We start from the raw sequence: 16,619 nt of genomic DNA, 5'->3' as shown, positions 1-16,619 counted from the left end.
AAATATGCGTTACCCAGAACCCTTGTAGAGACGTAGCACTGCTACGTCTCTACATTTTAACCAGATGTCTATTAATTGACAAAAATGATTTTGTCTTAACCTCTGGCGAATGGTGCTAAATAAAGAAACTGCTGACTGCAATATTTCCCAACGCGGGTAAAGTACCTGTTAATCCTGTTAAATTGACTAACAAATCACTACTGGACTGAAAACCAGCAGTGCTATCGTTGATTGCGAGGTAAGTTCCAGCGATCGCTCCACTTGTGATTTTGACTAAGGCTGCACCATTCAACCCTAAAGCTTGATTTCCGGTTGAGGCTCCATTAGCATCGGTAAATACCTGATTGACTAAATTTACTAAAGTGGTGGCAGTGCTATCGCCGGCACGGCTAAAAGTGCTAGGTGTAATGAATATTTATCTGAGGATTAAATCCTGATCATTAAGGTTTGCAAGCAGTCACAATACTCCAGTAACCGAAGGTCGGTTTAATTTCAATATTATTAAAACCAACTTCACTTAACATGGTTGATATTTCTAAAGCTGAATACTGCTGACCTTCTGTCCACAAAAGCATTGCTGTATTGTAGTTAGCTACAGTAACTGGACCTGTTTTTTCATCGTTATAGAGCATTTCATGAATCATGATACTTCCTCCAGATTCTAAAGTATCGAAGCTCTTTTGAGTTAAAAAGCGTCCTTTCTCTGGTGGCCAGTCATGATAAATGTCAGCATAGAAGTGGATATCTGCTACAGGAAAAGGGTTATCCCACATATTACTAACATAAGTTTTAACGCGACTTTGTAAACCGTAACTAGCGATATACTCCTTTGCGACTTCGCAAACTGGAGGCATATCCAAAACAATTGATTGCAGATTTGACCACTTTAATGCTGCTGCAATTGCATGAGCTCCAGAACCACCACCAATATCAAGTAAAACTTGATATTTTGATAGGTCAATCGAACTTGACCAAGCTAGAGCTGCTCCCATGCTATGTCCGTGCATAGCATGAGTAAAAGCTTTTGCAAGTTTTACTTCCTCTTCATGAGATTGGAAGAGTTTGCCATTGTCGTATACTTGAGAAGAATTTGTAAGTACAGCATTTTTCAATTTCTCAAATGACAAGGTAGAATTATTAGCAATATTCAATTCCAAAAAAGCACCAAAATATGTTGGACTACTTTCTAGTAAATATTCTTCTGCAACAAGAGTTAAAGAATAGTAATTGTCATTGAAACTTAGTATTCCTACAGAAGTACAAAATGTTAGCAAAGCATTAGTAGGACGAATTTGAATATTCAAAGCTTTAGCTACTCCCACGGCAGTAAGTGGTTGATTAGCAAGAAGTGAGAAGAGCTTGATATCGTGAGCAATAAGAAGGAGATTATGTCCAAATCCTCCTAAGAAAATATCCCATAGTAAACGTTCATTCGTTTGAAGTTTATGAATAGCTTGTGAAGTATTATTCATTAATCTAAAGAATGGTTAAAATTTAGATATTGCAGTAGTTTACGAACTTTCAACAAGAAGGCAACAGGCAACAGGGAACAGGGAGGAACGACCTGTTAAGAGTTCCCTTCTAGATAAAATCCGGAGGTCTGAGTCCCCCACTAATTGGACTAACTTTTCACGTCATGTGGAAAAGCTAACTATTAACCTCCTTCCCCTAGTCGGGAAGGGGGAAAATTCAAAGTCTGTCTCCTTAAAGGAAGAGAGAAATAGAAGAGAGGTTTTCCAGATACCGTGAAAAGTCAGACTAATTAGAATGGCACATTCCAATTAGTGGAACGCGTTGGTGGGGGTCTAAGTCTTTTTATTTAGAACAGCTAAGTAAGTGGGCGGAAATAAAGCACACTTGTTTTGTTCTGGTTAAGAGCGCTAAAGTCAAACTGTGATAAGATTACAGCAGTTTTAGATTTCGTTACATAGGTGTAAATTTTTCCGTTCACCTACTTGTATCAAGTGTTAAATTTGCGAAGCTGAAGCTTCTTTTTCCAAATTAGAGTCTAACCACGAAAACATATCAGCAATCGAACTTACCATATCTTGAACTCCTTCACGGAATAATGCAAAATCTTTCTCAGACTTTGTATGCATAAGAGCTACTTGAATTAACTCATCCGTGTGTTCTGGATCTAAATGACAATGAATATGAAAATATTCCATTGTATAGTCATCAATGCCTGGAAATATTTTGCGTAATCCCAAGGTATATTTTGTAAAAATTGCAGGTAGTACTTGCTCAATAGCAGCAAACCTTCCTAATGAACGAACTATAGGCTCATCATCACAAACCTCAAACTTTTTAAAACGTAATTCTGGAATACGAAACGCTCCATCATCAGCATTAATATCAATTTTCAGACAGCCAATCCCTTTCATAAAACGCATAAATAATGCGACATGAGCTAAGTCGGAATTAAGTTCCCCATGCTCGGTAAAAGCATTTTCTAGCATAATGGTTCTAGCATGATAACTATCCATCTTTGATGCGACTTTCAAAAATGCCATGTTGAACCGATTTGAGCCAGGTAACATTTTGATTGCAAATTGACGAATTGCATTTTGCGAAAATTCTCCATTTGCAAATCGCTGAACAAAACTATGTGAAGATAAATCTTGTGTAGATATTATCTCTAATAAAATTTCATGTAGATCATTGTAAATTTTATTCTCTAAAGAAAGTACTACTGTCATTGTTTTTGGTTTGTAAAGTGTTTACATCTCAGTAATTCTTAATCCAAGGGGATGAGCAAAAAATTGGCAGATTAAACTTTCTGAGCCGTAAAATGCTTACAAAACAGAACTTTATGCCCAAAATTTCTTAGGATTAATATCACTTTTAGAGAGCTTATATTAAAGTCTATAGATTTCAAAAGCGTAGTTTTGCAGTAAAATTATGTATTTTTTATTACTGATTCAATATACAAAAATTAGAAGATGGACAATCGAACATTGACTAGTAGCTGATTTATCGGCTCTTGCGTACTTAACGTGCTAAATTAATAAGGTAATGCCAAAAAAGTAAAGCTATAATCTCAAAATTACGAAAGTTTCTAAATCAAAATCTACTTCGCTTTATTAACTTCAATTTATTATTTATTTCTTCTACTACTCCACTGGTAGTTCTTCGTTCAAAATATCCTACTATCTCTCCAAACCACCGGGCATATCTTCTCCACCAAATTTTTATAATTACCGATCAGATCCATACTAACTTCTTCTATAGGAATCCGGTTTGATTTTTGAACAACATTAAGTATTTGTAGGGTGCGTTAGCGACAGCGTAACGCACCATTCTTAAGGATTCGGTGCGTTACGCGAAACGCTAACGCACCCTACGTATCTGTTCAGAAATCAAATAGTAGTCCTATATTTGCTCTAAAACTTTTTCTCCCCAGTTTTTCATAACATTTTCTATTTCGATTTGTTTTCTTTCTTTTACTAGTCCTATTAATTTACCTGAATCTATATCTACAAGCACAACAATAAATTTTCCTTGTTATTTAACCAAACTAATTTCGTCTATTCCTAACCTCTTCAAATTGCTCACATCTATTGACATCACATTTTCAGCTACATCTTCAAGCATTGAATTAACTTCTTCGTCAGTTAATCCATTATTTCTAGCAACGTTACTAACATTGCTACTAATAAGTTGTTTAACAATATTTTCTGCATATCTATGTGTAAATCTCTTTCTTGCTCCGACAAAATCAAGCTCCTCACTAAATGTTTTTCGACATTTTTTACACTTAAATCTTCGTCTATTTACATTTAATATTACTTCTTTATCCCCCATCGGCAAATCTTTTACTAAATATCTTTGATTTTGGTGTAACTTTTCTGACTTTTGACCACACTGTAGACACACAGCGCTTTTCGCCTTTTTACTTACTGATAAAATTAACGTCTGACCCTCTTGTAGATTTGATTCTACTATTACTTCAGGCAAATTTAAGAGTTGAGTCAGGATTCTCTTCATAATTAACTTTTATGAAAAACATTAATTAATATATTCAAATTTTAGCACGCTAAGTACGCAAGAACCGGGATTTCCCTGTTCCCTGTTCCCTTTTAATACTCAATGTTCCAGGAATTTTTCAGTAAAGTTACTAATTGGCAAAAATGATTTTGTCTTTACCTCTCACGAATCCTCCAATGAGGAAAATTAACTGAACGGTTTCCAACCTGTGAGCAAATTCGGGTAAGGCGTTGGTGTGGGGAAAATTTTCTGGAAGCCAGCTTGACGCTCTTGGGGCTTTTCTTTGCTCATATTCCAGAGGGATTCATAGAAAAAGAAAGAGACTCCAGCAAAATTGCGATCGCGTACTTTTTGCACTTGTGTCTGAATTTGCTGCATCGGTACGCTTCGGTTTTTCAACCCAGCCAAAATGCCCACACTCACTGGAATATGCCTCTTGGCTGCTTTCACTTCTGGATACTCTAATTCTCTGACAAAGACATTCAAATCATCTCGATATATCTGCAAAACTAAATCTTCAATGATTCCCAGCCGTTCCCACTTTTGCCAGTCTGCTAAAAAGAAGTCGTAGGAAAAACGTTGAGGGTTAGGAGCAACGGAAACCAAGCAATCTTTTTTAGTAGCTTTAATAGCTGTAAATACCCGTTTCATAAACTTGGTAATTTTGTTAGCTCTCCATCTCACCCATTCTGGATCTTTAAAGTTTTTGGAAGGAGCTTTACCACGGTGTTCTTTTTTGTAAAGTGCCACTGTATAGGCATCGTAACCTAATTCTGATGGTAAACCAAAATGGTCATCAAATTGAATACCATCAATATTGTAGTTTCTGACAATTTCAACGATTAAATCTTGGATAAACTGTTGTACTTCTGGGCGAAAGGGATTCAGCCAAACGCGATTATGTGTCCCTTCTTTAACAATCCGAGTTCCATCGCTGCGTAGGGTCAGCCATTGGGGACGATTTTTAGCTAATAGGGAATCTGCTGGCGCCATGAAGCCAAATTCAAACCAGGGAATCACCGTTAACCCTTTTTGATGTCCCACATCAACAATTTCTTTGAGGATATCTCGCCCTTTGAGTCCTGGTGTGGGATCGATCGCTCGCCCAATAACTTTGGCTGCAACTTTGCTAGGATACAATGTATATCCCCAATTCCAAACCGCCGGATATATCGTGTTAAAGTTGAGTTCATCAAGGCGTTGCAAAGATCCCTTGAGGCGATCGCGCTCAAATAACACATCACTATCAATATTTGTTAACCACACCCCTCTTAACTCCGATACGGGCGTTTGCGGCAGATTGATTTGAGCGTTCAAAGGGAACGATAGCATCAGCGTAGTTATTACGCTCAAGGTAAGCATAACGACAAACAAAAGAGACTTTCTGCTTTGGCGAATATTCCACCAAGAAGGAAACTCAACACACCACTTGACAAAGGTTTTGATCATTTGGCTACAATCATCAAATTATGAACAATCAGTATGAATAGCGATCGTTTCGATTGTAAGCGCTAAAACAATCCCTATTTAAATAATTAACAACAAAGAATTCATGAGTCAGGAACCAGAATTGAATTCTGTCTTATTTCCCGACAGGTCTATTCTTAAACACGTAGCGATCGCTCAATGCCCAATGCCTAATGCCCCTAAATTTTAGAAGCTATTTGTTTACTACTACCCAATCCAACAGGCAATGGTTGAGCGGCTTTCAATACCACATCCAGCAACCCTGGAAACAGCACCTCTAAATCTTCACGGCGCAGTATGTTAATGTGCTGTGTCCCGGATTTCCGGGTAAAGACTATCCCCGACTCCCGCAAAATCTTGAAGTGATTGGACATGGTGGACTTGGCGATCGCAAAATCAAATCTGGCACAGCATTGTTCCCCCTCTGTAGCCAGCAGTCGCACAATCTCTAGCCGCACCGGATCGCCCAATGCATACAGCACTCCTGCTAAAGAAATATTTTTTCGATCTGGATGATAAAGAAATCTCATAGTTGCATTATCTCATCAGGTGGCATATATTTTTATTATTCGATATTATCGAATAATAGAATTAACTAGGAAGGCAATTTATGTCATCCATTACAAACGTCACAGAAGCTACATTCAAGCAAGAAGTCTTGGAAAGTGAAATTCCGGTCTTAGTTGACTTTTGGGCACCGTGGTGCGGCCCTTGCCGGATGGTGGGCCCAGTAGTCGATGAAGTTGCTGCTGAATACGAAGGACAGGTAAAATTTGTGAAGCTGAACACAGACCAAAATCCGACTGTCGCCAGCCACTATGGAATTCGTAGCATTCCGACGCTGATGGTTTTTAAGGGAGGTCGGCAGGTCGATACGGTCGTAGGGGCAGTCCCAAAAACTACCTTGAATAAGACCTTAGCACAGCATCTTTAATCTAGATACTATTGGTGAGATGCATTTATAGCGCTTCTGGGTTGAGTCCAATACAGACCTAACCCCCAGCCCCTTCCCTACAAGGGAAGGGGAGTAAGATTCAAAGCTATAAGGGTTTGTTGAATGCCTGCGATCGCTTCCACAAATGTTAAGACAAATGTGACTAATGGATTGCCCCATGCCCAATTACAGACCAATTTGAAGATATAACCAATGACTACTGATATCAACTTATTTTCTCCTTACCAATTAGGAAATCTCGAATTACCTAACCGGATAGTAATGGCACCCTTAACTCGAAACAGGGCAGGTCAGGGAAATGTACCACACCAACTGAATGCTACCTACTACGCCCAACGTGCTTCCGCCGGACTGATTATTTCTGAAGCATCACAAGTAACTCCTGAAGGACAGGGCTATCCTGCTACACCAGGAATTCATTCATCAGAACAGGTGGAGGGATGGAAGTTAGTAACCGATGCCGTGCATCAGCAGGGAGGGAGAATTTTTCTGCAACTATGGCACGTAGGCAGAATTTCTCACCCAGACTTACAACCGAATGGAGTTTTACCTGTGGCACCTTCTGCCATTGCTGCTAAAGGTGATGCTGCAACTTATGACGGGCCAAAACCCTTTGTAACTCCCCGTGCTTTAGAAACTTCGGAAATATCGCAGATAGTCGAACAGTACCGTCAAGGAGCAGCAAATGCCCTAGCGGCTGGGTTTGATGGGGTAGAAATTCACTCAGCCAATGGTTATTTAATAGATCAGTTTCTCCGCGATCGCACCAATCAACGTACAGATAAATATGGGGGTTCCATTGAGAATCGCGCCCGATTTCTGTTGGAGGTGACAGATGCGGTAACTAGTGTGTGGGATTCTAACCGAGTCGGGGTACGTTTATCTCCCAGTGGGACTTTTAACGATATCGGTGACTCCAATCCCCTAGAGACATTCGGTTATACGGCTCAAGCGTTGAACCAGTTTAATTTGGCATATCTGCATATTTATGAGGCAACAGAGGCAGACATTAGACATGGCGGGATAATTGTACCGACTAGTCATATACGCGATCGCTTTACAGGTACACTCATCGTCAATGGTGGTTATACTCGTGAAAAAGGCGATGTCGTACTGGCAAACAAAGCAGCAGATTTAGTTGCCTTTGGCACATTATTTATCGCAAATCCCGATTTACCTCGACGCTTGGCTTTAAATGCACCACTAAACCAACCAATTCAAGCAACCTTTTATGGTGGCGATGAAAAGGGATATACAGATTATCCATTTTGGTCGGCTGCTAATGAGCCAGTAGCTAACTTGTAAATAGATCGGCGCAATTAAAGCTAACTGGCTAAGGCTGTCATTTGTCCTAAGTCAATTGGTCACTAGTAAAGATTTTAAGCCTATTTACGTTTCGTAACATACTTTGATTTTTTCGCGCCAACTTACTTAATTCGTAATTAGGGCTTTAAGCTTATTTACGTTTCGTAACATACTTGGGTTTTTTTGCACCAACGTACTGATCAGGAGAATCTCATGACTTCCATCACTCAAACCCAACCTTTAGATGTACCTAGTGCGATCGCGAAACGTCGTTCCATCAAAACTTTTAAAACAGACCCCATCACCCCAGAACTGCTCAAGCAACTGGTAGAGTTAACTGTGGCTGCGCCCAGCAGCTATAATATCCAGAGTTGGCAAATTATTCTTGTGCAAGATGAGGCGCAAAAGGCAGCGCTATCAGCAGCATCGTGGAATCAACAGCAAATTGTCCAAGCACCTGTTACCTTTGTGTTTGCTGCTGATGCTAACGCCGGCGAACAAAACTTGACCCCAATTCTAGAGCGGGGACTGGAAACTGGGGCATGGAATGAAGGTACGGTAAACTATTTTAAAAGCGCCATCCCGCAATTTCAAGCTGGGCTAGGCGACAAGCGACGCGAATATGCGATCAAAGATGCCATCATTGCCGCTACTCATTTGGTGCTAGCAGCAGAAAGTTTGGGATTATCCACTTGTTTTATGAACGGTTGGATTGAGGATCAGGTAAAACAAGTGATTGGTGCAGGGGATAATCCAGATTTAGCGATCGCTGTTTTAGTTCCTGTCGGTTATGCAGCAGAACCACGCTTAAATCCTGGCCGTTTGCCATTCTCTTCCAACGTCTCTGTAGACAGAATTGGTAATTCTTATGCAGGGTAGTTCTCAATACGGTTCACAAAAGGGCTGAAACTCTTTTTTTTACAAACCACAGAGGCGCAGAGAACACAGAGAGAAGAAATAGACATAGGAGTGAAAAAGAATTGTTTTGACGTAGCAGTGCTACGTCAAAACAAGGGTTCTGGGTAACGCATATTTAATTTCTACCAGATGTCTAATTGTTACAAAAATACTTTTGCAGGTATGAAAATTGATTTTGGTGCAACTGCTAGTGATTATGCAAAACACCGCGCTGGCTTTCCCAGTTCATTATTTAACAAACTGTCTGAATATGGTATAGGTTTACCAGGTCAGAATATTGTTGATCTTGGCACAGGAACAGGAACACTAGCGCGGGGCTTTGCTGATAGAGGTGCTTATGTGATTGGTATTGACCCATCAGAGTCACTTTTAGAACAAGCGAGACTGTTAAGCGAATCTGCCCAACTCAAAGTAGATTATCGAGTTGCAACTGCCGAAAATACCGAGTTACCAGACGCAAGTGCGGATGTGGTGACAGCAGGACAGTGTTGGCATTGGTTTGACCGTCCACGTGCTGTCCAGGAAATTACTCGGATATTGAGAAGAAATGGCTCGATCGCGATCGCACATTTTGATTGGATACCCTTAAAAGGTAATGTAGTTGAAGCCACAGAACAACTGATCCAGGCTCATAATCCCCAATGGAATCTGGCCGGCGGTAATGGCTTGCATCCCCTGTGGCTACAGGATATTGGCGAAGTTGGATTCCGAGAAATCCGCACATTTTCTTACGATGTATTTGTATCTTATACACACGAAGATTGGCGGGGACGAATTCGTGCTAGTGCTGGCGTGGGAGCCAGTTTGACACCAGAAAAGGTAGAAGTATTTGACCAGGAATTGGCGATATTACTCGAAGCAAAATATCCCACACCAATTCTTCAGGTTCACCACAGAGTTTGGGCAGCGATCGCCAAATCACCGCAATCTAATTCGTAATTAATCAGCACTTACAACAGGCGATACCTTTCCTGCGGAACGCTACGCGAACTTATGCACCTTCATATTAAATTGGTATTAGTAATAGAACGTGGATGGAAGCTTATTCTATTGTGCAAGGTTTTCTCAACTTAAACAAACCATTTGACTGGACTTCCCACGACTGCGTGGCGCGGGTACGAAAATTGTTGCGCCTTAAACGTGTGGGACACGCAGGAACCTTAGATCCAGCAGCTACAGGGGTGTTACCGATCGCACTTGGGAAAGCCACAAGATTATTGCAATATCTGCCAGAAAACAAAGCTTACAAGGCTACCATTCGCTTGGGTGTGCGTACTACAACCGATGATTTAGAAGGCGAAATCATTAATTCTCAACCTTGTCCTGGATTGAGTTTGGCAGAGGTGAAAACTGCACTGGCACAATTTGAAGGCAAGATTGAGCAAATACCACCGAGTTACAGTGCAATTCAAGTGGATGGGAAACGCCTCTACGACTTAGCACGTAAAGGTGAAATAGTGGAAGTTCCAGTGCGGACAGTGGAAATTTTTCAGATAGATATTTTGGATTGGAGAGAAGGGGATTTTCCCGAATTGGATGTGGCGATCGCCTGTGGTTCTGGTACATATATTAGAGCGATCGCTCGTGACTTAGGTGCAATCTTAGAAACTGGTGGCACTCTCGCGGGTTTGATCCGCACCCAAAGCAGTGGTTTCGACTTAACAGATAGTCTGACTTTGACCGACTTAGAAACTAAACTGCAAGGCGGGACATTTCAACCTCTTCCCCCTGATACAGTCTTACAACATTTGTTGTCTGTTACTTTACCAGCAACATCTGCTCAAAAATGGTGTCAAGGTCAGCGAGTTTCTCTGAATTCTGATGTTACTGGGATAGTGCGAGTTTATGAAGAAGAGACTCGCTTTTTGGGTATTGGACAATTACAAGATCAACTGTTGATTCCTCAAATGGTTTTTGAACCAATTTCTTAAAACTGTTGTTATAACTGAGTTAACATGAATAATTAAATGTTTGTAGTAAGGGATTTCCGTGCTTACTAGTGTACATTCTCCGGTGCGATCGGATCTACTTATAACTTACGCAAAACTACGCGCCCTCAGGGCAATTCATCAAATTTTTCTACGTGACAATAAGGCTTTTACCTATTTTTGCGTAAGTTATTCTACTTACGTGAAAGTTCTGCCGAATGAGGAATTATTAATATTAATTATTTGGAAATTAGTAAAACTAGAGGTGTATCAATGGCTAGGTCTACACTAATGGTATCTTTGCAACGCGCTTATAAAATTGCAAGGGCATCGATCAAAACTGGCATTCCCACGGATGAAATAGTTGATATTTTAAAACAAAAAACTACCCGTCGTCGCTTACTGTATGGAGGTTTGGGATTAGCAAGTGCATTAGCTACAGCTAGCTGGCATAATGGACGCGATTCTGCGGCTTTTGCGACAATTCCCAAAGTGCTGGTGGTAGGTGCGGGAATTGCTGGCTTGACTGCTGCCTACCGCCTCCGGCAAGCTGGGGTGACTGTAGATATCATTGAGGCGAGGAACCGTGTTGGTGGTCGGATACGGAGTTTAGCCAACACAGCAGGTACTGGCGTCACTGTGGAACTAGGTGGAGAATTTATTGATACAGATCATACGAAATTGCGATCGCTTGCTGAAGAACTGGGTTTAACAATAGTTGATTTACTCGCTAATGATCAGGGATTAGTGCCAGAAACATGGTACTTTCAAGGACGCAAAATTCCCGAACTAGAAATTATTAATTACTTCATTCCTTTAGCACAGAAAATTGAGGAGGATTTAGTTGCTATTGGCGATGGAGATGTAACTTATCGCTCTTACAATCAGGCAACTTTCGCTTTAGATAATACCTCTATTACAGAATATTTAAAGCAAGCACAAATTAATCCGATTCTGCAAGAAATGCTGGATGTTTCTTATACTACCGAATATGGTCGAGAAGCAGCAGAACAATCCTGTTTGAATCTAGTGTTTTTGATTGGTACTAACACTGATAGATTCTCAGTCTACGGCGAAAGCGATGAACGTTATACTATTCGTGGTGGTAACGACCAAGTACCCCGTCTACTAGCCAATTCCTTAGCTTATTTTATAGAAACGGAAACAGAATTGGAAGCTATCAGTATCCGTCCTGATGGTCGCTATCGAGTTAGTTTACGGTCTGGTTATAAAACTTTTGATCGTACTTATGAAAGAATTTTATTGACACTACCTTTTAGCACTTTGCGTTTAGTGAAGTTAAAAGTCAATTTACCAGCAATTAAACAGAAAGCGATCGCAGAACTAGGATATGGTACAAATGCAAAATTAATTACAGCCTATCGACAAAAATTGTGGCGCACTCAGTATAATTCGACAGCAGCAACATTTACTGATACAGGATTTCAAAACACCTGGGAAGCCAGTCGCTACCAAAAAGGTTCCAAAGGTGTGATTATTAATTTTACTGGTGGTGAACATGGTTTATCTTTGGGTAAAGGTTCAGCAGAGTCTCAAGCCCAAATACTGTTACCACAATTAGATCAGATTTTCCCTGGAATTAAAAACTTGCGCCAAGGTGAAGCCATTCGCACCTATTGGACTGGAGAGCAATATACACGAGCCTCCTATACTTGCTATTTAGTTGGACAGTGGACGAGCATAGCTGGAGTTGAACAACAACGTGTAGGTAATCTATTTTTTGCTGGCGAACACTGCTCTTTGTCTTACCAAGGGTATATGGAAGGGGGTTGTAGAACAGGTGAAGTTGCAGCTCGAACAATCCTCAAAGATTTAGGTTTCCGAAATCTTCCTACTCAACAGCAATAGCCAATTACTACTTATCAACTACATCGCCATCGCAAAATTCTCAGGGGGCAACGCTAAATAAGTCAACATCACCATGCTCTAATTTGTATAGGAACAACTGTGCCATCTCAACATAACTTTGGGGATGAGAAAGTCCGACACTAGTCAATACTGCGTAGGTTTTGCATAAAAAATAGAAATTTGTAGGTTGGGTTGAGGAACGAAACCCAACATTTTCATGGGTTTGTTGGGTAACGCATTGCCTCAACCCAACCTACGAATATTCACAAAGCGTGTAGTATTGCGACACTAGTGGTTCCTCTAGCATTGGGCATTATAGCGGTTCTCAATTCAGTGAGGTACAAGAACCCCACCCCCAACCCCCTAAGAGCAAGCAAAGAGGGAGCTTTCGATATACCTCATGTGATTAGGAAACGCTATAGTGATTTCACGAGCATTAATTCATAATTGATAATTCAGTTCCTCATTCAGAGTGTTTTCTTCAAGTACCTGCAATTTTCTTATATATTTTCTCACCCTTCATTATCTCTTCATAGTACTGCTCATAGGGGGTGAATCTCATAGATTCTTGCCTTCCTAAACCCAAGATGCCAAAAGTGCAAAGGCTATTATAAAATAGTTCATGTACCTGCTTTTGAAGTACCTGATTGAAATATATGAGGACGTTACGACAAAGGATAACATTAAACTCATTAAAAGAACTGTCAGTTGCTAAATTATGCTGGGCAAAAACAATATTTTCTCTTAGTGATGTTCTAAAAATAGCGTTATCATAAGCTGCTGTATAATACTCTGAGAAGGACTTTTTTCCCCCTGCTTTCAGATAAAGGTGAGTATATTCCTGCATTAGTTTCAGCGAGAAAATACCACTTTTTGCATTTTGTAATACCTTCTCGTTAGTATCAGTGGCATATATGCGGCAACGGTGGTAAAGTCCTTCTTCTTGCAGTAAAATCGCCATTGAGTAAACCTCCTCACCAGTCGAGCATCCAGCGTGCCAGATGCGAATAAACGGGTAGGTTTGCAAGAAGGGGATAACTTGATTTCTAAAGGTGTTATAAAAGCTGGGATCACGAAACATTGATGTTACATTCACCGTCAGAGCAAGCAAAAATCGTTCCAAATAGGCACGGTTGTGAAGTAACCGCTCTTGCAATGCAGAAACATTTGCTAACCCCTCTAAGTGTATGAAGCTCTGAATCCGGCGCTTGAGTGAGGAAATAGCATAATTACGAAAGTCATAACCGTAGTACTGATACACCCCTTCCAAAAGTAGATGTATTTCGATGTCCTCCAAGATCGGTTTGGGCAAAGGCATAATAATTCGTAATTCGTAATTCGTAATTCGTAATTATTACCCCAGGTATGAATGAGCTTTTTTAAAAAATAATGCTGGACTTGGGGAAATTTAAATATATCACTGTAGTTGCCTCTCAATTCGTCACGGATTTATGAAATGCTGTACTAAGTGGCTGTTATTCCTAAAACAGCGATCGCAATTATTGAAATCCCAGCTAACCATCTGACCTGGTAGCGCAGATTTTTAATTTCTTGACTCAGATTTTCTGTCTGTGATATGGGATATGGTTGTAGTTTTGTAACTTCAATAGCCACTTGTTCAGGTTTATTAAGGAGATTTACAAAAGAAACCTGCGTATATAGCCAATTAGTAATTAGTTGCGGACAGTTTTTTTTAAACCAATTTAAGGCTAAGGTTCTAAAAACGGGTTTAGACATTCGAGCAATTAATTTCATCACCCTGTTTAGAGGCTTCAAGGGAAGCTTTTGGTTGATAAGATTGACTGAACCAACATCATAAAGACAATCCAGAATTAGTTTCACAGTGGCTTCTTCACTGTTAACCAAGTTTTGCAGTAAAAGCAGAACATCATGCATACGCTCTGCTTCCATATACTTTTCTGCCAAGTTTTCTGGAGAACTTATTGAAGGACTTAGAGTTGTATTTAGGGTGTTTTGTTTTACGATTGTCATATTAGTAACATAGCAGCCATAATAATGTAAGTACACCTATCTCCCGAGAGAAAGATTTTTTATCTAGAGAGAGAATTTAAAAGCTAAAACTTGTTTGTGAGGCATATGACTCAATACAGTTGGGTTAAGCATTTCTTTGTCCTCTTTCTTCTCTTTCTTTGCGTCCTTCTCTGACGAGACGCTGCGCGAATGCGGTTCGTTAAAAAAATTGACTTTGGCAAAGAGTTTTAGCCTTAACTGAACTGTATTGGCACATGACTATGACTATTGATAGCCCTCATCCCCTAACCCCGAATCCCAAACATGGGATTCGGGGAACTAGAATTATGTCTCCCCTCTCCCAAACATGGGAGAGGGGCTGGCGATGAGGGAAAAGATTTGCGAATTGCGAATTGGTGTCATCGAGATGCTAATACCTCAATCTGTGCAACAACCCGTTCTAATTCTTCAATGATCACGGTGGTTCCAGTCTTCCTAAAGGCATCCACAAGCGCCCGATAATACCAAAGAGTACCTTCTTTACGACCCTGAAAACGTTCCCAAAGTGATTCGCCCAAAACGCGATAATCTTTGAGAATAGACTGAGCATTGTAAAGTTTATCGGCTAACGACACGAGGAGAACTGATGGAGAAGCGGTAGGAATATGAGCAATGTATGCCTCCTTACGCTGTCGCCAAGGGGGTTTTGGAGTTGTATCAGCATCAGTACAACCATGTACAATTGCCGTTACATGATCACCAAAGCGGCGGCAAATTTCTTCCCGTGTTGCGGCGCCACCTTGGTCTTCGATCGCATCGTGTAACAGAGCTGCGATCGCTTCATCTTCATTTGCCCCGTATTCTAAAGCAATACTGGCCACACCTAATAAATGGGCAATGTAGGGAACACCTGAACCTTTACGAACTTGGTTGGCGTGCAGTTGTGTGGCGTAGGTGAGGGCTGCGGTAAAACGTTCTGAAAGCATTGCTTACCATTCCCGCCAAAAAAACTGAACTTAATTTGTCAACGCAAAGATCTAATTTGGCAATCTACAATTATCCAAAGCGGGCGATGGGACTCGAACCCACGACATTCACCTTGGGAAAGTGAAATTCTACCACTGAATTACACCCGCGAACTGCTGCCATAAATTTAGAGACCAAATTGAGCATACCACTATTTACAGCTATTTTCAATCGACTTGAACATAGACTGTTTTGGCAACTGCTGATGCATGAGTCCTGTCGCTGTTCAGATTGGGACGTTTTTTTAGCTCACAGATCACAGCATTTAGTACCATATTTAACTAAAGAACAATGTCTTCTCCTCGCTCGGTGAAGCGAACCTCTTTAATATTCCATTGAGCATTACTTGTTAGGGTTTTGCGGAGGCTGCCAAACAGAGCAAACTGTTCACAACTAGAAAGAGAAGCTATTTGCCGCTTTGACTCAGGAGATATTCGCAAATCGACTGTAGCAATGCCATTTTTGATGTTGACACGATACCCAGATAAGCTAAAGTCGCTTGTATCTCGTTTTTCTAAGATTTTACTCACTACATTTGTCACTGGTTCCTTGGCTGCTACTGAAACCTTTTCTGGAATTAGTTCTTGGCATTGAGTATCACTTGTGTATAGTGTCACGTTGGTAGCTGTGCTAGTGGCAGCTTTAGAAGTTGATGAGGAAGGCCTATTTTCCTTAAGAAATTCTTGATTAGGAGATTTTTCTCTCAACTGAGCTACGCTAGGAATTTGTCTGGGAGCCTGAGATGATGGGCTATTCGTCCCTGTTGTGGTAGGGGATAGCCTCGCGCTGTCAATATTACCAGCGCTGGGGTTAAAACTACAACTGCTGACGCTGACAATCATTGTCAGAAAAATAAGGGGTAAAAAATGTTTCTTGGTTGTGTTCATAAATTTTGCTTATATCAAATGATGTTGCTGCTATCAACTTCAGTGGCGATGGTATCAATTCCGCATAAAATTAGGAATTTTCAGCCAGTCTATAAAGTGTCAACCCGAAATCCGTTAAGGTCAATAATTATACTATAGTCCTTCTGGCTCCTATGGAATACACTCTGACCTCTCCCAAAACCTATCTCCTAAAAAGAGATAGGTTTTGAGGCTTACTCTCCGGGCTGGGGGTTAGGCCTGTATTCAATGCAATTAAGAACCGTATATACACGTAAATTACAACATCTATTGTTGAAGGAGCGATCG

The 16,619-nt window shown here is 40.5% G+C and carries 16 protein-coding genes, 1 tRNA gene and 1 pseudogene; 6 read left to right on the top strand and 12 right to left on the bottom strand.

Annotated elements, in window-relative coordinates; translation table 11 throughout:
* Positions 1-115: 115 nt before the first annotated feature.
* The 7 genes and pseudogenes from LC605_RS04610 to LC605_RS04580 form a co-directional block, all read right to left on the bottom strand.
* Positions 116-292, bottom strand: coding sequence for a bluetail domain-containing putative surface protein (locus LC605_RS04610; protein ID WP_229546393.1), 177 nt, complete (start codon positions 290-292; stop codon positions 116-118).
* Between the two features lie 148 nt (positions 293-440).
* Positions 441-1,472, bottom strand: a complete 1,032-nt coding sequence (locus LC605_RS04605; protein WP_229546392.1) for an acetylserotonin O-methyltransferase — start codon at positions 1,470-1,472, stop codon at positions 441-443.
* Positions 1,473-1,967: 495 nt separating this feature from the next.
* Positions 1,968-2,699, bottom strand: a complete 732-nt coding sequence (locus tag LC605_RS04600) for an iron-containing redox enzyme family protein (protein ID WP_229546391.1) — start codon at positions 2,697-2,699, stop codon at positions 1,968-1,970.
* Between the two features lie 292 nt (positions 2,700-2,991).
* Positions 2,992-3,168: pseudogene (locus LC605_RS04595) on the bottom strand (transposase); the annotation flags it as partial.
* A gap of 336 nt (positions 3,169-3,504) precedes the next feature.
* Positions 3,505-3,987 carry a transposase family protein gene (locus LC605_RS04590; protein WP_229546390.1) on the bottom strand — a complete coding sequence of 161 codons (483 nt, stop codon included), beginning with the start codon at positions 3,985-3,987 and terminating at the stop codon, positions 3,505-3,507.
* A 186-nt stretch (positions 3,988-4,173) separates the two neighbouring features.
* Positions 4,174-5,436: a glycoside hydrolase family 10 protein gene (locus LC605_RS04585; protein WP_229546389.1), complete on the bottom strand. Its 1,263-nt coding sequence runs from the start codon at positions 5,434-5,436 to the stop codon at positions 4,174-4,176.
* Between the two features lie 197 nt (positions 5,437-5,633).
* The gene (locus tag LC605_RS04580) at positions 5,634-5,984 is read right to left on the bottom strand and encodes a helix-turn-helix transcriptional regulator (RefSeq protein ID WP_229546388.1); all 351 of its coding nucleotides are present in this window, start codon (positions 5,982-5,984) and stop codon (positions 5,634-5,636) included.
* A gap of 80 nt (positions 5,985-6,064) precedes the next feature.
* Between LC605_RS04580 and trxA the strand changes: the two genes are divergently transcribed.
* From trxA to LC605_RS04550, 6 genes are all read left to right on the top strand, one after another.
* Positions 6,065-6,388, top strand: a complete 324-nt coding sequence (gene trxA / locus LC605_RS04575; RefSeq protein WP_012412473.1) for a thioredoxin — start codon at positions 6,065-6,067, stop codon at positions 6,386-6,388.
* Positions 6,389-6,601: 213 nt separating this feature from the next.
* Positions 6,602-7,714, top strand: coding sequence for an alkene reductase (locus LC605_RS04570; RefSeq protein WP_229546387.1), 1,113 nt, complete (start codon positions 6,602-6,604; stop codon positions 7,712-7,714).
* Between the two features lie 213 nt (positions 7,715-7,927).
* On the top strand, positions 7,928-8,593 hold the full coding sequence (locus LC605_RS04565) for a nitroreductase family protein (protein WP_229546386.1): 666 nt from the start codon (positions 7,928-7,930) through the stop codon (positions 8,591-8,593).
* Positions 8,594-8,794: 201 nt separating this feature from the next.
* Positions 8,795-9,571, top strand: coding sequence for a class I SAM-dependent methyltransferase (locus LC605_RS04560; protein WP_229546385.1), 777 nt, complete (start codon positions 8,795-8,797; stop codon positions 9,569-9,571).
* Positions 9,572-9,684: 113 nt separating this feature from the next.
* Positions 9,685-10,563, top strand: a complete 879-nt coding sequence (gene truB / locus LC605_RS04555; protein ID WP_229546422.1) for a tRNA pseudouridine(55) synthase TruB — start codon at positions 9,685-9,687, stop codon at positions 10,561-10,563.
* Between the two features lie 270 nt (positions 10,564-10,833).
* Positions 10,834-12,429, top strand: coding sequence for an NAD(P)/FAD-dependent oxidoreductase (locus tag LC605_RS04550; RefSeq protein WP_229546384.1), 1,596 nt, complete (start codon positions 10,834-10,836; stop codon positions 12,427-12,429).
* Between the two features lie 481 nt (positions 12,430-12,910).
* Here LC605_RS04550 and LC605_RS04545 read toward each other — a convergent pair whose 3' ends face one another.
* The 5 genes from LC605_RS04545 to LC605_RS04525 all read right to left on the bottom strand — a co-directional run bounded on the left by LC605_RS04545 (position 12,911) and on the right by LC605_RS04525 (position 16,313).
* Positions 12,911-13,747: a protein-glutamate O-methyltransferase CheR gene (locus tag LC605_RS04545; protein WP_229546383.1), complete on the bottom strand. Its 837-nt coding sequence runs from the start codon at positions 13,745-13,747 to the stop codon at positions 12,911-12,913.
* A gap of 146 nt (positions 13,748-13,893) precedes the next feature.
* A complete protein-coding gene (locus LC605_RS04540; protein ID WP_229546382.1) occupies positions 13,894-14,421 on the bottom strand; it encodes a hypothetical protein in 528 nt (175 codons plus the stop codon).
* A 398-nt stretch (positions 14,422-14,819) separates the two neighbouring features.
* Positions 14,820-15,386, bottom strand: a complete 567-nt coding sequence (locus tag LC605_RS04535; RefSeq protein ID WP_229546381.1) for an HD domain-containing protein — start codon at positions 15,384-15,386, stop codon at positions 14,820-14,822.
* 78 nt (positions 15,387-15,464) lie between these two features.
* Positions 15,465-15,536, bottom strand: a tRNA-Gly gene (locus LC605_RS04530).
* Between the two features lie 171 nt (positions 15,537-15,707).
* A complete protein-coding gene (locus tag LC605_RS04525; RefSeq protein ID WP_229546380.1) occupies positions 15,708-16,313 on the bottom strand; it encodes a GerMN domain-containing protein in 606 nt (201 codons plus the stop codon).
* Positions 16,314-16,619: the final 306 nt, after the last annotated feature.

The sequence above is a fragment of the Nostoc sp. CHAB 5836 genome (assembly GCF_020829445.1).
Taxonomy (GTDB): Bacteria; Cyanobacteriota; Cyanobacteriia; order Cyanobacteriales; family Nostocaceae; genus Nostoc.
Note: the sequence above shows the minus strand (reverse complement) of the source record. Positions and strands in the feature narration are given on the sequence as shown.

Excerpts from the sequence above, each read along its gene's own strand:
- LC605_RS04545 (WP_229546383.1), bottom strand. The coding sequence starts at position 13,747 with ATGCCTTTGCCCAAACCGATCTTGGAGGACATCGAAATACATCTACTT.
- LC605_RS04560 (WP_229546385.1), top strand. The coding sequence starts at position 8,795 with ATGAAAATTGATTTTGGTGCAACTGCTAGTGATTATGCAAAACACCGC.
- trxA (WP_012412473.1), top strand. The coding sequence starts at position 6,065 with ATGTCATCCATTACAAACGTCACAGAAGCTACATTCAAGCAAGAAGTC.
- LC605_RS04570 (WP_229546387.1), top strand. The coding sequence starts at position 6,602 with ATGACTACTGATATCAACTTATTTTCTCCTTACCAATTAGGAAATCTC.
- LC605_RS04525 (WP_229546380.1), bottom strand. The coding sequence starts at position 16,313 with ATGAACACAACCAAGAAACATTTTTTACCCCTTATTTTTCTGACAATG.
- LC605_RS04550 (WP_229546384.1), top strand. The coding sequence starts at position 10,834 with ATGGCTAGGTCTACACTAATGGTATCTTTGCAACGCGCTTATAAAATT.
- LC605_RS04605 (WP_229546392.1), bottom strand. The coding sequence starts at position 1,472 with ATGAATAATACTTCACAAGCTATTCATAAACTTCAAACGAATGAACGT.
- LC605_RS04580 (WP_229546388.1), bottom strand. The coding sequence starts at position 5,984 with ATGAGATTTCTTTATCATCCAGATCGAAAAAATATTTCTTTAGCAGGA.
- LC605_RS04540 (WP_229546382.1), bottom strand. The coding sequence starts at position 14,421 with ATGACAATCGTAAAACAAAACACCCTAAATACAACTCTAAGTCCTTCA.
- LC605_RS04565 (WP_229546386.1), top strand. The coding sequence starts at position 7,928 with ATGACTTCCATCACTCAAACCCAACCTTTAGATGTACCTAGTGCGATC.
- LC605_RS04590 (WP_229546390.1), bottom strand. The coding sequence starts at position 3,987 with ATGAAGAGAATCCTGACTCAACTCTTAAATTTGCCTGAAGTAATAGTA.
- LC605_RS04585 (WP_229546389.1), bottom strand. The coding sequence starts at position 5,436 with ATGATCAAAACCTTTGTCAAGTGGTGTGTTGAGTTTCCTTCTTGGTGG.
- LC605_RS04600 (WP_229546391.1), bottom strand. The coding sequence starts at position 2,699 with ATGACAGTAGTACTTTCTTTAGAGAATAAAATTTACAATGATCTACAT.
- LC605_RS04535 (WP_229546381.1), bottom strand. The coding sequence starts at position 15,386 with ATGCTTTCAGAACGTTTTACCGCAGCCCTCACCTACGCCACACAACTG.